15 protein-coding genes are annotated in these 16,310 nt (G+C 61.0%); 3 read left to right on the top strand and 12 right to left on the bottom strand.

The window, feature by feature from the left end; genetic code table 11:
* The 3 genes from ACSQ3S_RS33515 to ACSQ3S_RS33505 form a co-directional block, all read left to right on the top strand.
* Positions 1-253 (top strand): hypothetical protein (locus ACSQ3S_RS33515; protein ID WP_436145287.1); only part of this gene is annotated, 253 nt, incomplete at its 5' end.
* 1,008 nt (positions 254-1,261) lie between these two features.
* The gene (locus ACSQ3S_RS33510) at positions 1,262-1,690 is read left to right on the top strand and encodes a hypothetical protein (RefSeq protein ID WP_436145286.1); all 429 of its coding nucleotides are present in this window, start codon (positions 1,262-1,264) and stop codon (positions 1,688-1,690) included.
* A 142-nt stretch (positions 1,691-1,832) separates the two neighbouring features.
* Positions 1,833-2,255, top strand: coding sequence for a hypothetical protein (locus tag ACSQ3S_RS33505; protein ID WP_436145285.1), 423 nt, complete (start codon positions 1,833-1,835; stop codon positions 2,253-2,255).
* A 57-nt stretch (positions 2,256-2,312) separates the two neighbouring features.
* Here the strand turns inward: ACSQ3S_RS33505 and ACSQ3S_RS33500 are convergent, their stop codons facing one another.
* The 12 genes from ACSQ3S_RS33500 to ACSQ3S_RS33445 form a co-directional block, all read right to left on the bottom strand.
* Entirely contained in the window at positions 2,313-4,598 is a 2,286-nt protein-coding gene (locus ACSQ3S_RS33500) for a DotA/TraY family protein (RefSeq protein WP_436145284.1), read from the bottom strand.
* A gap of 38 nt (positions 4,599-4,636) precedes the next feature.
* The gene (locus tag ACSQ3S_RS33495; RefSeq protein ID WP_436145283.1) at positions 4,637-5,245 is read right to left on the bottom strand and encodes a hypothetical protein; all 609 of its coding nucleotides are present in this window, start codon (positions 5,243-5,245) and stop codon (positions 4,637-4,639) included.
* Between the two features lie 2 nt (positions 5,246-5,247).
* Positions 5,248-6,318 carry a hypothetical protein gene (locus tag ACSQ3S_RS33490; RefSeq protein ID WP_436145282.1) on the bottom strand — a complete coding sequence of 357 codons (1,071 nt, stop codon included), beginning with the start codon at positions 6,316-6,318 and terminating at the stop codon, positions 5,248-5,250.
* Positions 6,319-6,415: 97 nt separating this feature from the next.
* A complete protein-coding gene (locus tag ACSQ3S_RS33485) occupies positions 6,416-7,126 on the bottom strand; it encodes an EAL domain-containing protein (protein WP_436145281.1) in 711 nt (236 codons plus the stop codon).
* Between the two features lie 16 nt (positions 7,127-7,142).
* Positions 7,143-7,799, bottom strand: a complete 657-nt coding sequence (locus tag ACSQ3S_RS33480; protein WP_436145280.1) for a hypothetical protein — start codon at positions 7,797-7,799, stop codon at positions 7,143-7,145.
* On the bottom strand, positions 7,792-8,403 hold the full coding sequence (locus tag ACSQ3S_RS33475; protein ID WP_436145279.1) for a hypothetical protein: 612 nt from the start codon (positions 8,401-8,403) through the stop codon (positions 7,792-7,794). The genes ACSQ3S_RS33480 and ACSQ3S_RS33475 overlap by 8 nt, the downstream gene beginning before the upstream one ends.
* A 56-nt stretch (positions 8,404-8,459) precedes the next feature.
* Complete coding sequence (locus ACSQ3S_RS33470) at positions 8,460-9,692, bottom strand: hypothetical protein (RefSeq protein WP_436145278.1); 1,233 nt, start codon at positions 9,690-9,692, stop codon at positions 8,460-8,462.
* A 13-nt stretch (positions 9,693-9,705) separates the two neighbouring features.
* Complete coding sequence (locus tag ACSQ3S_RS33465; RefSeq protein WP_436145277.1) at positions 9,706-12,741, bottom strand: TraM recognition domain-containing protein; 3,036 nt, start codon at positions 12,739-12,741, stop codon at positions 9,706-9,708.
* A complete protein-coding gene (locus ACSQ3S_RS33460; RefSeq protein ID WP_436145276.1) occupies positions 12,738-13,475 on the bottom strand; it encodes a hypothetical protein in 738 nt (245 codons plus the stop codon). The genes ACSQ3S_RS33465 and ACSQ3S_RS33460 overlap by 4 nt, the downstream gene beginning before the upstream one ends.
* Positions 13,472-14,494: a hypothetical protein gene (locus ACSQ3S_RS33455; RefSeq protein WP_436145275.1), complete on the bottom strand. Its 1,023-nt coding sequence runs from the start codon at positions 14,492-14,494 to the stop codon at positions 13,472-13,474. Before ACSQ3S_RS33455 ends, ACSQ3S_RS33460 begins: the two co-directional genes overlap by 4 nt.
* The gene (locus tag ACSQ3S_RS33450) at positions 14,491-15,861 is read right to left on the bottom strand and encodes a secretion/conjugation apparatus DotM-related subunit (RefSeq protein WP_436145274.1); all 1,371 of its coding nucleotides are present in this window, start codon (positions 15,859-15,861) and stop codon (positions 14,491-14,493) included. Before ACSQ3S_RS33450 ends, ACSQ3S_RS33455 begins: the two co-directional genes overlap by 4 nt.
* Positions 15,861-16,274, bottom strand: coding sequence for a lytic transglycosylase domain-containing protein (locus ACSQ3S_RS33445; RefSeq protein WP_436145273.1), 414 nt, complete (start codon positions 16,272-16,274; stop codon positions 15,861-15,863). Before ACSQ3S_RS33445 ends, ACSQ3S_RS33450 begins: the two co-directional genes overlap by 1 nt.
* Between the last annotated feature and the right edge of the window lie 36 nt (positions 16,275-16,310).

Genomic DNA, 16,310 nt, shown 5'->3' with positions numbered 1-16,310 from the left:
TCACCGCCGGATCCCGATCGTCGCCGGCGCGCGCAGCGCGGCGCTGGCCACGACCATCACCAGCTGCTGGCCCACCTGCTCCGCCAGCTCGGCGCCCGGCCGGCGCCTCCTTCAGCTGCAGCACCAGGTCGATGGCGGCCGCCGCGCACGCGCCGCCGGCGCGCCGCGGTACCGACGCTGGCCAGCACCACGCCCAGGCACGATCCTGCTGCTGGCCGGCCGCCGACGGCGCCGGGCACGCGCCAACACCTGATCACCGCCGGATCCCGATCGTCGCCGGCGCGCGCAGCGCGGCGCTGGCCACGACCATCACCAGCTGCTGGCCCACCTGCTCCGCCAGCTCGGCGCCCGGCCGGCGCCTCCTTCAGCTGCAGCACCAGGTCGATGGCGGCCGCCGCGCACGCGCCGCCGGCGCGCCGCGGTACCGACGCTGGCCAGCACCACGCCCAGGCACGATCCTGCTGCTGGCCGGCCGCCGACGGCGCCGGGCACGCGCCAACACCTGATCACCGCCGGATCCCGATCGTCGCCGGCGCGCGCAGCGCGGCGCTGGCCACGACCATCACCAGCTGCTGGCCCACCTGCTCCGCCAGCTCGGCGCCCGGCCGGCGCCTCCTTCAGCTGCAGCACCAGGTCGATGGCGGCCGCCGCGCACGCGCCGCCGGCGCGCCGCGGTACCGACGCTGGCCAGCACCACGCCCAGGCACGATCCTGCTGCTGGCCGGCCGCCGACGGCGCCGGGCACGCGCCAACACCTGATCACCGCCGGATCCCGATCGTCGCCGGCGCGCGCAGCGCGGCGCTGGCCACGACCATCACCAGCTGCTGGCCCACCTGCTCCGCCAGCTCGGCGCCCGGCCGGCGCCTCCTTCAGCTGCAGCACCAGGTCGATGGCGGCCGCCGCGCACGCGCCGCCGGCGCGCCGCGGTACCGACGCTGGCCAGCACCACGCCTAGGCACGATCCTGCTGCTGGCCGGCCGCCGACGGCGCCGGGCACGCGCCAACACCTGATCACCGCCGGATCCCGATCGCCGCCGGCGCGCGCGGCGCGGCGCTGGCCACGGCCATCACCAGCTGCTGGCCCACCTGCTCCGCCAGCTCGGCGCCCGGCCGGCGCCGTGCGCGCGCCGCCAGCGCGCCGCGGCACCGGGTCGAAGACTTGCGTCGTCGCGGTCCTTCGATTACGCTGGCTGGCCGCCCAAGCTGGAAAACGATCAGCGCTGACCCACCTCGGCCCCTCAACAAAATTTGGAGTAAAACATGCCGGATCCGGAAATCACCTTCCTGACCTTCGACGAAGCGGTCGCGCTGGCGCGCGCCGAGCCAGGAACAGAACTTATAGGCCTCCAATTCGTCGAGCCATTCACGCATTTGGGCGTCTACATGGTCGAGACCGACATCGACGAAGAGAATGTCGTGCACGTCGCATACGAGGGAGGATTGCTCTTCTCCTCTAGCGGCGAAGAGGATTTCTACGATGCAGGCGATGCCCCCGATGAAGCGCGAAAGCTATTCTATGTTCGCAAGACCGCTCTGGGCGATGGCGATCCTAGCATTTTGGGAATGACGTCGGAATTTGTCCTGGCCGAACTTATTCCCGGCGTGGGCGGCGATACCAAGTACCGAGATCATGCCCATTTCTCGAAGCACGCCGGCGAGCAGTTCCGCTCGTTCTGGCGCCAGGTATAGCGCCGCGCTCCCGAACGAGCCTGAGGGCCGCTTGTACGCGGCTGCAACGCTATTAATTGACACAGACCCGTCCAATTTGTTTAAATGGTCTAGTGGGTATTTCCCAAAGGGAATATCAATTTGCAATTATTGGAGGTTCGGTATGAACAGCAGCTGGGAAATGCAAAAGGTAGCCGCCATGAGTGGGCTGATCGACGACACGGTCCGCCTGGCTGGCACTATTCGCGAGAAACGGGTCGCAGACCGGGCCCAGCAATTGGCCGAACAGGAATTCCGTGCAGGGTACGCGAAGGCTCTGGTCGTTGCGAAACAGACCGGTGTGATGCCGGAGCAATTCCAGCGTCGCGTCAGCGAAGACCAGTTGGGCCGTCATATCGGTATTAAGACTGTGGCACTCCGTGAGCTGGAAAAGCTCAACGCCAGTCATCCTCTCGTGCGCTCTTCTGAACTTCGCAGCAAGATTGGCACAATGACATTGATTAACTTCAACCGAGCCGATCGTCCTCAGAATGGGGACTTCAACGACTTCGCGCCCACCGACGCACAAATCCAACAGATGAAGTGAAACTTGGCGCTGCAGAGAGTTAAAAAGGGGCCTCAGGCCCCTTTTTCTTAGTCCCGCTTAGTCCCGGTGAGTTTGCTTCGCGACGCTGTCAGCCAAGCCCCCACTTGGGCTCTTACCAGCTCCATTCCCGGCACCGCCTTTTCCTGCCAGCATCCCCTGCACCGCACCAGTACCACCGCGAGCGGCATTAATGAACACGCCAGACACCCGCTGCTCGACATCATGTCCCAGCGCCGACTGGTGTCCATTCGAACCAATCCAACCGATCAGACGGTCACCGAGGCTCAGCATGCTCGCGAACGACGTGTTGATCAGCGTCAGGCCCATCACGCAGAACAGCACCAGGTAGGCCACGATCGACATCAGGCCCGTAAGGCTGTTGCCCTGCGCGCTGGCAACCGCGGTACCGAAGTACCGGAACAGATACGTGCCCATGACGGTCACGGTCGCTGATGCGATGAAGAACGCGAACGTCATGATGATCGGCCGCGCGAAGTTGTTCAGCGCGTAGGTGTAGCCGTAGCTGGTGCGCTGGCCCATGCCCTCTCCATCGGTATCAAAGTGGGCCATCGCCCACAGCGAGGCACCAAGCAGCGATTCCAGCACTGACGCGAACCACTGAATCATTGCGGCAAACCACTGAATGAATGGGACAAAGGGAATGTAGAACGCCATCATCGCGGCGGTCACAAACAGCAGGAATACCACCGGCAAAAGCATCTCGGCCGCGTCCTCCGCGATCGACGCCAACGTCGAAGCGATGCCGCCGACACCAGGAACCATCGACAGCGCGCCAGAGCTAACGGCCGACGTCACAGCTTTGCCAATCTTCGTCTGCGACAATTTGTACGCAACATACAGCGACTGCGCAGCGGCCAGCCCGTTGTCGCCCAGGTTCTTGAACGCGATGATCGGGTTGATCGTGTTGCTGTAGCCTGTCGAACTGGCGCCGGCGGTGTAGTTGATCAGGCCGCCCAGAATCCACTGGCCGAGCGAAGTATTCCCGGTCGCCGAGGTTAGGCCGCCGGACGAAGAAGTGTCCTGCCTGGTGGCTGAGGCGGCGCCAATGGCGGCCTCGAGGCCGGTCATTACATCGTAGGTGGTGGACGACAGGTCATCGCTATACTGGTCGGCCATCGGCGCCAGCGTCACCACGCCGTCGAGCATTTCGTTCATGGTCTCGTTGGTCTCTGCGAAGACAGCGTACCAGACGCCCAAGGTGGCCCAGCCTCCCTCCTGCATCTTCGCGAGCAGCTGGTCGGTGATCGCGCCGGAGTTATCGTTTGCCTTCATGTCCTGCGCCAGCTGCTGCAGCTTGCTCTGGAACGTGTTCGTGTACAGACCGAAGTAGCCTGCATTGATCGCGGACACGCTGTCTTTCATTTGCTGGTCGGTACTGCTCGGCGAGATGCCCGCGACAATTTTCTGCGCTTGTTGATAGACCTGGTTCATGGTGTCAGCGTGTGCCTGCATCACTTTCGAGCGAATGCCTGCGTAATTGATGCCAGCGATCCGGAACCCGAACGTCGCGGCGATCCCGTTGTCGGACCGCGGCGAGAACTTCATCTTGATCTCGCCGCACGCTGCGTCGCCGAAGTCACCACTGGTACGACGCCCGCCGAACTTCATCTGGATGGCGGTATTGCCTTCAGCACTGGCATTGAGGGTGATCGGGAAGTCCGTAGGCGTGGCGATGCCAGCGTCCTGCATGGCGGTGGCCATATCACGCGACGCGCGCTGACAGGCCACCGCCTTGACCATGTACAGCTCGACGTTGCGGATCTGGGCGGCTTGCTTGATCCCCCCCATGGGATTTACCAAGGTCTGGAACTGGGCACTGCTGGTGATCGCTGTGGTCGAGACGCGATTGGCGCCGGCGATGCCCAGCAGGCAGGCCATCACCATGAACGCTTGGCACAGTGCCCAGCCGCCGAAGATCGGCATCAGACTGACGGTCCCGAACGAAATACGGATGGGCACCCACACGGTGGACATACGCTTACCCAACACCACTCCTTCGTGCATGGTCTGGCCCAGGCCGGCCATCATATTCCACGCGGTCCACAGGGACGACACGGAAAAGATGAACAGATTAAAGTCCTTGAACATCGCCGCCAGCAAGGAGCCCGTTGCGCTTTCGTCACGGCGGAACGGATCGAGCACGAAGTCCCCCAGGACCGCACGTAACATCCCGAAGGATTCGTCGGTATCCTTGTTGATACTGCCAAGCAGTGCGGCGGCATCAGCAAGTACATCGGCCCTCGCCAGCTCCGGCAGCAGCCCGGCTGCCATGCACAGCAGGATTGGGATCCAAGTCTTGCTCTGTCGGCGATCGTTGATCATAGCGTGGTTCTTTCTGTCGTATTGGTGAAATCGGGTGCTTAAGAACGCGCGGCCGGCGCCTGAGGTGCCATTTCGCGGTCCGCAGTAGCGCCGGTGCGCGGCCCGGTCTGCGCCATCTGCGCGCGGATTTCCTCGTACGCGTGCAGCATCTCCTTGGCAATCGTGTCCACGTTCTTCGCGATCTCACTGGCGTCGAGCGAAGCCTTGGCCAGGCTCTCCGCGAACTTCGGGAACCGGGCCGCGAGCAGCGTGGACATGTTGCCGATGTTATGGCTCATGGCCTCTGCGGTCTCGGCCACCAGCTCGGTCGACGGCTTGGCGTCCGTCGATTCCAGAACGCGCAGGCAAGCTTCCAGGGCCCGGCGAACATCCACAGCCAGCGCCGTCCGCTGCTGTTCCAGCTCGAGCGGAAGCGTGTGCTCGATTACACCCATCATGCGCTGCTGAACGAGAGATTTGGCGCTGCTCATGCGCGCCGTACGCATGGCCAACAGCCGATACGATCCTGGTTCATTCACGTCAGCGCGCACACGCATGACGACCGGCAACTGCATGTCCCTGACAACGTCCTGGGCATCCAAGCGCAGCTGGTCGTCGAGCAGCTCACGCAACGAGCTAATGTCTTGTTCCTTGTCCGCGATCGTCATTTTTATGCTCCAGCTGGTTTCGGCACATCTTCGTACTGCGTCGTTTCGTTAACGGCCAACGCGTGGCGCTGCGGCTGCCCGCGCTCGCCTTCGCCACGGATTGGGCTCAGCCGGCCTTCGACCTGGTGATCGCGGATGCCGCGGCGCACTTGCTGAACAATGACACTGGCCTTCTGGGCGGCCACACCGATCAGGGCCATCTTCAGTCCAACGGGCGTCGCCGCGAGCACCTGGCTTGGATGCATTCCCATGCCGGACGCCGCTTCCAGAAACTTCGCCTGGTTGAACGCTCCCTGTTCGTTGAACTGGGCCGCCACCTTCCCTGCGTCAGGAACGGCCTTCAGGGTATCCATGACCAGGCGCGGAAACGTGCCGCCACGCGGGGTACTGCCGAACTGGCTTAAGAATGCGCCAGTCGAACTGTGCATCGTAGCGGTGACAATCGCCTGCAGCTCGACAACGGACAGGCCCCCAAGAGGCTTACCTGGCGCCACGACATCGGCCGCCAGCCCGACATTGCGCAGCACGCTGCCTTCGAATTCGCCACCGTCACCACGGCCCGCAGCTGGCACTCCAAAGCCCGCTGACACTACCAGAGCAGCAATCCGGACCAACTCCGTCTCGCGGTCAACATGCGCACCGACGTTCTGGCGCGCGGCCGCCGCTGTCACACCAGCTGGAGCCGGATTGGCCGCCTCGACCAACTCGTCGGGGGAGCGCAATCGGTCGTTCGACCCCGCCTCACCGAGCAACCGCCGATAGATAGCCGCGATCGGCGACATTGCCGCGCCACTTGGCGCTGGTGCAGCGTCGGGCGTGCCCACATCCAGCACGGGTGCCGTCAGTAACTCCTGCACTGGTTCACGGACATGCGCCAGCTCGACCCACTGCGAAAGCGGGTCTGCGGGAGAAAACACGGACGCGATCTCCATCCCGGCGTTCGCGGCATGCGCTGTCACCTGCACCGGCTGGCCGCGTTGGAACGCATCCATCAGCAAGGCGGCCAGCCGCGGCGCGGAGTTTGCCGCAAGGCGTCCTGGATCAGCAGAATCAACATTAAGCACAATGGCCATGAACTTCCTTAATTGAATTGGTAGCGCAGTTTTACCATCGCTGGCCGGACGCGGTTGCAAGGTTACGTTATGACGCTATAGAACGGAACAACTACAGTTAAAAATAAAGGGTCTCGCCCAGTGCCAGCTTATCCAGGTGGTAGCCCTGGGCCAGTTGGAAGCCCATTTCTTCCGAAAACTTAAGCAGCGCCGGGGACTCAACGCCCTCGGCAATGGTCGTGATCCCGGTTTCGTTCCAGTGACGCACAGAAGCCTTGAGCATGCCTGCGGCCGCGCTCCGCTGCGATGCCGCGATCAACAGCTCGCGGTCGACCTTAACAGCCGAAACACGATCCAATGAATACAGCCGCCGGTTACCGTCGAGGCCGGCACCGAAATCATCGACGACAAAATCGAGCCCCATCGCACTGAGGCGATTCACTTTCTCGCATACGAGCGCAAACATGCGGTCGTCAGCGATCGCTTCGCTGACCTCGTAGCGCATATCATTGCGCGCCGCTGCGGCGATCAGATCCCGATCCGGAATTGCCAGCAGGGACTCGTGCGACAGATTGACGAAGCGCGCGCACTCCAGCCCAGCTGTCACCTCCTCTCCGAGGTAAGACACCAGGGCATGATCGACCAGCGTCCATCCTGCGCTGGTGGTCGGCCGGACCATCCCGCGATACAGGTACTCGTACCCGTACAGCGCAGAATCTTTGATCGCAACGATCGCTTGCAGCTCGAATTTCTTCGGCGGTTCACCATGGCCGACACGCGACCAACAGGCCGGCTGGGAGCAGATCGCACTACCTTGTTCGCTAATCATAGATTTTTCCCAATGGCTATTCCAGTTTGAGGTTGACCTTGATGTGCGCCTTGTAGCGGACCTCAGCCTCGACCTTGTTCGTTTTCGTCTTGCTGGCCGGAGATACCCCTACCCAGCAGACATTTTTCCCTTCCGGCAGCAGCTGCGTTTGCATTGGCATCAGCATGCAACGAAGCTTGGGCAATTTCTTGAACACCGTTTCCACAATGGTCGGGAACGCCATCATGAACGACGAGGGCTGGACCCAATTGACGTCCTCTTTCGTGACCTTGCGCAGCCCGAATTCTTTCTTCGCGCTGTTAAACCAGAGCTCACCGAGTTCTGTCGCGGCGTCCACCGACATGCGGCGCGGCATGATAAACGGCGCCTTGTCCAGCATGTCAGCTGGCAGATGCCCATACAGCACAGGATCATCTGCGCCGCCGTCGTCCGGGCCTCGAAAAGTCATATCGATCAGATAAAAGGTTTCCTTGTGATCGGACAGCAGCCCCTTCCTGTCGGCTTGCGCGAACGCCGCCGACAATACAGGCTGCTTGGACGCAGTGCTACCGTGCAGACCGTAGAGCATGTCAGGGTGGGTACCAACGAGCTGGAGCAACATCGGCGCCGGCGTCAGCACGGTTGCATCGTTTGCAGCAACGACCGGAACGGTCAAGCACAGCGACTTAGTCAACTTTCACTCCATTCGCCTTCAAAACATCCATAATCGGCTCCAGGTTGAAGCCACGCGCATGTCCCATCGCAAAGGCGGCGCGCCAGAAATTATCGCGTGCATGCTCGGGGTTCATGGAGAACAGTTTGCTCGATAACTTGCGCAGAGGCAACCCCACGGAGTTGTCTTCCTCGCCCGTTCGGCGCAGCCAACGATATCCAGAGCCGCGGGCTTTGCCCATCAGCGTAGCGAACAAGGCACCGCACTTCTTGCGACGCTCCGCTCCGGCATCGGTGTCGCCATCGTGGATATTGAACAGAAAGTCGATCATGGTAATGATGTCCGGAGGGACAAAGTGCCAGGTGTGCGAAGGCTCGATCAGGTACAGCCGGATCAGCATTTCACGCACCTGGTCGATCGGCTCGCTGTTATGCACGTTCATATATTTCAAGAACATGCGGTAGGAAGTAAACGCGAGCGCGAACATGATGTCCCAATGCATCATGCCCTCCTTCATCTGCCAAGCCGTAATGTCGTTGCTCGTCATCGGCCGGACAGCGAACGCCTTGGCATGGCCAACCGCGCCGCTCACACCACCTTCGCTGATTTCACCTTCTAGTGTCATCCGAATTCCCAAATCAAAAGGTCACGCCACCCCAGTTTTGTGGGGCGGCAGGATACTTAACCAACTACCATGCCTTCCATATCCGGCAGGTCGTCATCAATTACGTTTGCCTCGTCCATTTCAGCAACCGACCGCTCAACCTGAGCGGCGCCGAACATACCAGCCGGCTTCCGCGCAGCTGGCGCAGTCTGCCGTGCTGGAGCCGGTGATGCTGCGGCAACTGCAACAGTCGACGGCGCGGGTTCGGTACCTGCGGGTTCTGCTACGGACACCTTAGCGCTTTCTGCGACGTCATCCACAGCAGCTGGCGCGGCCGCCCCCGCTTTCGCCGCCGCGATCGCCTGTACCAGCGCTTTCGGCAGCTCATCCAGAGAGGTCTGCATCGGAGTGCCCCGCAAGAGCAGCTTCGCGCGGGCCTGGTCGCCGGCGCGCAGGGCAACGGCTTCCAGTTCACCAACAACGGCCACTTCCTGCGGCTCCTCACCTTCCAGTGCCGCCGAGGCTGGCCGAACCAGCATCACCGCGAGTTGCTGCAGCTGATGCGTATAGTCCGATGCGAGTTTTTCCTGGAGCGCCAGGCGAGCCAGCAACCGCTCCTCGGGCGATCCATCGGCGTTCGGCTTACCGCCGCCCTCGGCACCAGCCCGCACCAGTTCCAGGATCGTCTGGGCGCTCATGCCGTCATACAGTTTGTTTTCAGCCATGCCCTGTACCATGCTGGCTACCTGGCGCGAAACAATATGATGCGCATAACGTACAAATTCAGCGGTTTCAGCCAACGCCACCACGCGGCCCTCGACTTTGGCCGCCTCAGCGTCGGACGGCAGATGCGATTTCAACAACTGCTCGACGTGCTTTTGCAACATCGGCAACAACACATCGATTTCCTCGGGAGGGCCTTGCAGCTCGATCTCAATCGAACCGGCGCCACGCGCCAGCATCTGATCGGCGACCCCGCCGTCGTCCAGCCCTGCCAACTCGGGAGCGCTGTCCGCCAGCAGGTGGTCAGCCATGCCACCATCCTCCAGCCACTCAGGAGCCTTAGGAGCCCCGGGGAAGGCCGTTACGTCCCCGGTAGTCAGAACGTCACCTGACTGGGCCACTGCGGGCGCGCCGAGACCGAATAATACCCTAGCCACGGTCCGAAACGGTGACAAAAGCCAACCAATCATACGGCGAATGGCAGCAATCAGGTTCTGCAGCCCCTCCTTACCCAGCAAATCTTGCCCCTGCAGCTGCTTCATGTCGAACAGCGTGGTGCGAACGGGCTTCTGCATAGTTGCATTCATGTTAATTCCTTCGTTACGTATTATCGACCAAATTCGTCAATTCTGAAAAAAGGATCTCGAAGTCCGTTGCCGAGGTATTCGTCTTGTTGTTGTCCAACAAAGACAGCCCTTTGGCGACAGCCTTTTCCGTGTTCGCGGCCGCGTCCGATGCTTGCTCGGGTGTCGCGCCCAGCGTCACTTCCAGGTTAACCAGCTCATCCTTCGCCGCCTCACGCAGCCCAATCACTTCTGGGCCCATGCGTTCGATCAGCGCCGAATCAACAGTGGTTCGAGACAACGCTTGCAGGCCGGCTCTCGCTTCAGACTGGGCCTGTGCTGGAAGTGTAGTTTGATCAACCGCAGAAACACCAGCCGTGGTTGCACCGGAGGCTTCTTCGGGCGAATCAGGACCAGGTTCATCCGTGACCAATGCGACATCGTCGTCCCAAGACGATCCCGAAATCTCCACCAGGGGGTCGAACTGGGCGTCATCCGACACGACCTGGCTTTCGATCGCAGGAATCGCCTCGGTTTCAGCTGCAGCATCCGTCGCCGGCTCGCTCCCGAACACCTGTTGTTTGGGTTTGCGGGCAATTGGCGGCGCAATGCGCATGATCTCGTTGAGCGGGTCAAAGCCCGTCAGGAGCGGGTCGGTCTGCTCCGCCTCAGCAAGCAAGGCATCGTCCTGGGGTTCACCAAGACCGAATTCCAGATCTCCATCATCCCCAAACGCCGAGCCCGCCGATACAGCTACTGTATCGGCGGCTGGTGCACCAATCTCGCCAGCGGAAGCCGCTTGGATTTCGGCCGCCGGCTCCTGCGGCACATTCTCAACGGGAGCCACCACAGGCGTCTGAGGCACACTCTGCGCCGCCACCCTCGCTCCTCGGGAACCACCGCCGCCGAGAAGCGTCTCGCCAGTCCTGGCATGGTGTAGCGCCAGCACGCCGGCTTCAAAGAGCACAATGCCGCGCTCGATTGCTGGCGTATGGGGGTTCATGTCTTGGGCCGCACGAGAAATGCTCTGGATAACGTCGCTGGTCACCAGCTCGGCGTACGTCGGCGGGCGGCCCGATTCGATTAGGCCGCGGATCTTCTGGATCACCCATTTATCCTGGTTCGGCTGCATCTCCACCGTACTGGTGAGCATCGTGGTCTCGCCCAGGTCATGGATCTGCAGGAAGCGGTTAATACGGGGATAGCGCACGCGCGGCACCTCTGGCGAGGGATAGAACGTTCGCATAACGTGAGCACGCTCCCGGTACGCGAACGCGGCAAAGCCAGAGGCAAACTCCTCGAGCACCTTGCGGCCAATTCGAGGGCGTTTATCCAGTTTATACATGGTATCGCGCTTGACGTTGCCACTGAGCGAATCAGCCTCCAGCTCAAACCCCGCCAACACTGCCACCTCGGCCTCGCCCAACGTTTTCTGAGCCAGGTCGTGCGTCTTGTCGGAACCAACAATTTTCATGAAGAACTTTGTCGCCTGGTTTGCCATCATGGCGCCAGCTTCAGCGGCCCGGTCGCCCTCGGTCAGCTTCTCCAAGTCCTGGGCCAAGGCACAGAGGAAAAAATTCAGAGAGCGAGCCTGAGCGGCGGTTAACGCGATACCCTCTGCAAATTGGTACGCGAATTCGTCCAGGAACAGCGCAAACGGTGTCGCCGACGCGGTGATCTTCGCGTCGACGTTCTCATGCACGTCGCCTTCGATCGAAGAGCCCAGTGCCCGGGCCATCATCACCCGCAGCAGGGCGAGGTTCAGCTTACCCAAACTTTCCTGTTCCTGGGAACCCTTCTCCAGGGACGGGATGAGGGAGACACAGATCCGGTTATTGACCACAACATCCTGCATGTCCACTTCAGCATGCTTGCGCTTGAAGATGTGCCCATACGTGTCGATCAGCAGTGACAGCGCAGGGAATACCTGGTCGGCACGATAGCCGTGCTGGTTGTAGGTCTCGTTGGTCTGGTTCGTCGGCGGCTTCTTCTGCTGCGCTGGCGCCCGGCCAAACGCGCCGGCCATGGTCGCGGCCGCACCGGCCGCCTCTTCCTCATCCTCATCCTTGAGGCAGCCGTGCTTGCGCAGCAAGTTCGTGATTTGGAATCCTGGCAGACCAACTTCGAGATAGGACTTCACTCCCAGGTACGGCGTCGGCCACGGTCCACCATCAGCTTGCTTGTACCCCTCGATATACAGCTCGCCAATCTTGTCGAGCGAGAGGTACTCGCGCAGAACTTCGATCGACAGGGTCAGTTCGCCTTTATCACGCTTATGGGTGACCGCACGGCAGATACCGCGGAACATATTCAGGCCACGGTCCTGCCAGGTCTTGGAGTCGCCAGATGCCTTCACCAGGATATTTGACGTCATCTGCACGATCGTGTCGGCATCCGCCGTCGTCGCTGGCTGCAGGCCGTTTGAGAGGCGTTCGCGCATGTTCGCGATCTGGGTAGGTGACAGGCCACCCAACAGGTAGTTCACGACCAGGAAGTCATAGTCGCGCCCGAACATCCTGACCTGCGAGTACATATCGGTCGGAAGTTTATTGTCTGCCTTCGCGTCAGCTACAAAGAAGCCGCTCGCCCAGCAGAGAACATTAAATGTCATTCCTTTCAGGAATTCGGACTTGCCGGACCCAGTCGTGCCCAGCACGAGCATGTGCCGTGTGAGATCATCGGCGGATAGGAAGACCTGTTTGCCTCGCTCATATGGGTCACGCGCGTCAACGATCCCGAAGTACATGATGCCGGTCGGGAGTTCGGGTTTGTCGGTGCCGGGGTGCAGAAGCCCAGGATCGCGCTCCTTGCACCAGGCCGGATACCGCATTGGCAAGTACTGTGCTGAGTTACCGTACTCGTCAGCGAATGCCATCAATGCAAATAACAGGAATGGCAGCAATATCGGCACGACCAGGCAGGCGACGCCAAGAACGCACATCGCCTTCGCAAAATTGCGGGGGAACAGCACCCAGTCCTTGAACCGTTGTCCAGTCGTGCGCACGTCGACGATAACCCGGCGCTGCGAAACCTCCTGGTTACCTTCGATGGTTGTGTAGCGGCCGTGCTTCACTTCGCCTCCGCCTGCTTAAGCAGTTCGTCCAGCTCCTCTACAACGCGCCCTTCTGCGGCCTGCAGGGCGCCGGCGTACTGTCCGACCGCCAGCACAACGGGCTTCACGACGCTGGCCAGCAGCTTGGTGAGCTCAATGTCGTGCTTGGCAGCGGTGTCCGCCATCAGGTCGTAGATGCGCCCAGGATGGGCGGCGATAAAATTCGTGTCCGGATTGCTTGCGCAGCGCTGGGCGTCCGACGTAGTGCCCTCTTCGAGCCACTGACAGGCGATGTCCACGAGTTTGTCTTGTGCGATCGCCTGTCCTGCAGCGTGCCGCTGCACCACCGAAGGTGCCAGCAAGGCCGACCACACAGTCACCACGCGCCGCCGATTGTCCAGATCATCCATGTGCGGCACGCCCACACAGAAGAGCTTCACCATTTCCGATGCCAGACCATCCGGGTCCAGCGTCTTAGCGCTCTCGTCGAATCGGAGCCCGACTTCCCGGACGTTCTGGCAAACGGCTCCCTTCTTCAAACTCGTTTTGTTGTTCCCCACCTTCGGGCCCTTGATCATCAGCTGACGCGCGGAGAGGTACCCTTCGATCACAGCCTTCTCGTACTCGGCCCGGAGTTCACGGGCAAGTTCAGCGCCATCCGGCGCGATGTGCAGCGGCAAGAAATGAGGCCGGGCGGCGCGCGCGGCACGCCCTGCCAACATAGCCCAGAGACCAGTCAGGCGATCGCGCATCATGGCTGCCCCACCCATTTGACCAGCTGCTCCACCGAGTCCTTGTCACCGGTGTATATGGAGCCATCGGGCTTCATGATCGTCGGCGTCGCCTGCAGGCCGGCGCGCGCGAACAAGCCCGAATTGAGGTCAGCTCCTTCCGGCCCGGCCGGGCACTGTTCGCTCAGATCGACGCTCGGCTGCTCCGCCATCAGGTCCGCCCAACGCTTCGCTTTCGCCGCCGGAGCGACAGTGCACAGCAGACTTGACACTACCGGACGAGCGCCATGCTTGAAGGCCACTGGGATGACCGTGACCCCGATCGACGCCGGCAGCTTTGCGATGACTTTCTGTTCGAAGTCGCGGCAGTGTGGGCACAACGGATCCGACCAGACCGTGATTATCTTCCCACCCGCAGGCGCAGGGCGCAGAACGAACGCTTTCGCGTTGCCGGCGGCGGCCAACGGCGCCAGCGGCGCGCTCGATTCAGCCGCCTTCTGCGCAAAACCGGCCGAGGACATTGCGTCCACCTCGGTGGCCGACAACGCAGGCGGCGCGCCCAGCTGCGGCACAGCGGGCTGAGCGACCGCTTTCGGTCCAGCCAGGGACGCGATGATCAGGTATAGCGCGAGAGCGGCCACCGCAATGGCGCCGGTGCCGCGAATGCTAACGGAAAAACGAGCGTCCGAGCGATGAAGTTCCCGGGTAATCTGGTCGAAAACCTTCTGACGGAAGTCCACAGGCCATTCTGGACCCAGGACCTCATGCGCTTCGCTGGCCGGCTGCTCGTGGCGTACAACCAAGCCCAAGATCTCATGATTGACCAGGCTGGCAGCACCTATCTCGGGTCCGGCAATGCGAACCATCCGAGACAGGACCACGCGGCCGAACAACGCAATGGGTAACCATTTGCGCTCGACCTGACGTACCGCAACAGACACCATGCCATCTTTCAGGGTGATGTTTGGCTCATACTTGCTCCGGCCATCAGGTTTTACACGGTCAAATTTCGGTCCACCGATCTGGTTCTGTTCAGCGCTCACGATTCCTGCTCCTCGTCATTGTTGAAGGCCGACTTCATGCCGGACATAATGTTGGACAATTGTTTGTCTTGGTACTCACGACGCGCGACCATCTCTGCCTCGTCGAATTCTGTGTCGTCGCCTGGCTTGGTTGTCGCCGGCATGTGCGGCGCGAGCATGTCCACCACGTGCTGACGGAAGAGGTCACTATCGAGCCGCGCCTGGTCCTGCGTCATCTTTCCCCACAAGGTCTCTTGCGTTTCCCCCGCATTTGCGTGGCGCCAGAACGTGTACTCATCATCCAGGCTTTGGAGCGCGGATACGACCACTGGCAGGATAGGCATGCGCCCGACGCGCTGGCATTTTTGCTCATGCTCCCAATGCTCGTGGGCGCCAGAGCACTCGGCGAAGGCAGTACGTTGACGCCCAACACTGTTGAGCGCCGCGTATAGTCCGTTGGCATTAGGGCGCAACCATCCAAGGAAGTCGGCAGTCGTTACCTTGCCGGCACGTTTGCAAAGCTTGTAAATCTGCATTAGGTATGTGACCGAGAAATGATGCGAGCGCCAAAGGTTGTTCAGCTTCGGGTGGTCGCGGTACTTCTGATAGCTCTCATTGGCCAAGCGCAGATCGGGGGTCTGTGTCGCATTCACCGCGGAGTAGTTGAGCTTGTCCAGCAATTCGTGGTATTCCTTCAAACCAGCCTTCCCATTGATGGCGGGCGGCGCCAGAAGCGCAAAGATCGCCTTCTCCCAGTCATTGAGGCGGTCCGCAAAAATGGTGTCAGATTTGTCGATGCCGGGACGGAAGACGCGTGTGCCCAATTGCGAGACCAGGTACAGTTCGGCCTTCTCCCTGTCTAAATCACCGTCCTTCTTCGCCAGGCCGAATTTCTCGACCACTTCGTGTGGATGCCAGGCCTCATGGAACCGAGGGTCTTCATTCTTGTGCATGTCCTTGGCGATAGGCACGATCGGCGCAATGGGGGAATGGATCTGCGCCTGGTACCGCATCAGCGCATCGACAGAAAGCCTGCCGCGCAAGCCACCTGTTTCCTTGCCAATCGGATGCATCCAGGCCTTCCTCGCCATGTTGAACGCGATCGCCGCTATGACCAGTGCCGGCAGGCGCCAAGCGTTGTTCGTCCACTCTGCAAACTTTCCGACGGACGGTGTCTGCACCACATCCATCGCTATCTGTTGGCGATAGTCGTGCACAAGACCAACCACATCGAGCGGCCAGAGCATCCAGTACGCCATCTTTGCAGAGCCGTAATACAGAGCCGGGCCAAAATTGAACCAGAGGATCGCGAATAGGCCCAGTACGAGCAGCGGTATTACGACAAGGCCTCCGATATCATCACCGCCATTTTGGATCTGCTTTGCCATCAGAACTTCCCTCTCACAATCATCTGCCGGTACGCTCCGTATACCAAGCCAATATATTTTTGGTGATGCACGGGCGTGCGGGAATGGTAATTGCCGATCCCCGCCCACAGATCGCCGCCAGCACCGTCGACCTCAGTACGTACGGCAAACGCGAGCGCCCTTACCGACTGGCACATGTCGTTCAGCAGCGCCTCTTTCGGAATCTTGTACTTGACTATCAGCACCTTCGCCCAGCTGCCCGAGTTAAACTGCGAGGGACCAAGATCCTCAGTGCCGTTTGCGTTCTGATTGGTGAGCCCGGTCCGCCCATTGCTCTCAACCTTCAAAATCGCCAACAACACAAATGGACTGATGCGATAGTCACGCGCGCTTGCATCCACGCACTCACTCGGAATACGTTCGGGCAGCGCCACGCTCAGCCCTCCTCCCTTAGGTGTAGGCGCTTCAGC

The sequence above is a fragment of the Duganella sp. LjRoot269 genome (assembly GCF_964254095.1).
GTDB classification, from domain to species: Bacteria; Pseudomonadota; Gammaproteobacteria; order Burkholderiales; family Burkholderiaceae_D; genus Rugamonas; species Rugamonas hordei.
Note: the sequence above shows the minus strand (reverse complement) of the source record. Positions and strands in the feature narration are given on the sequence as shown.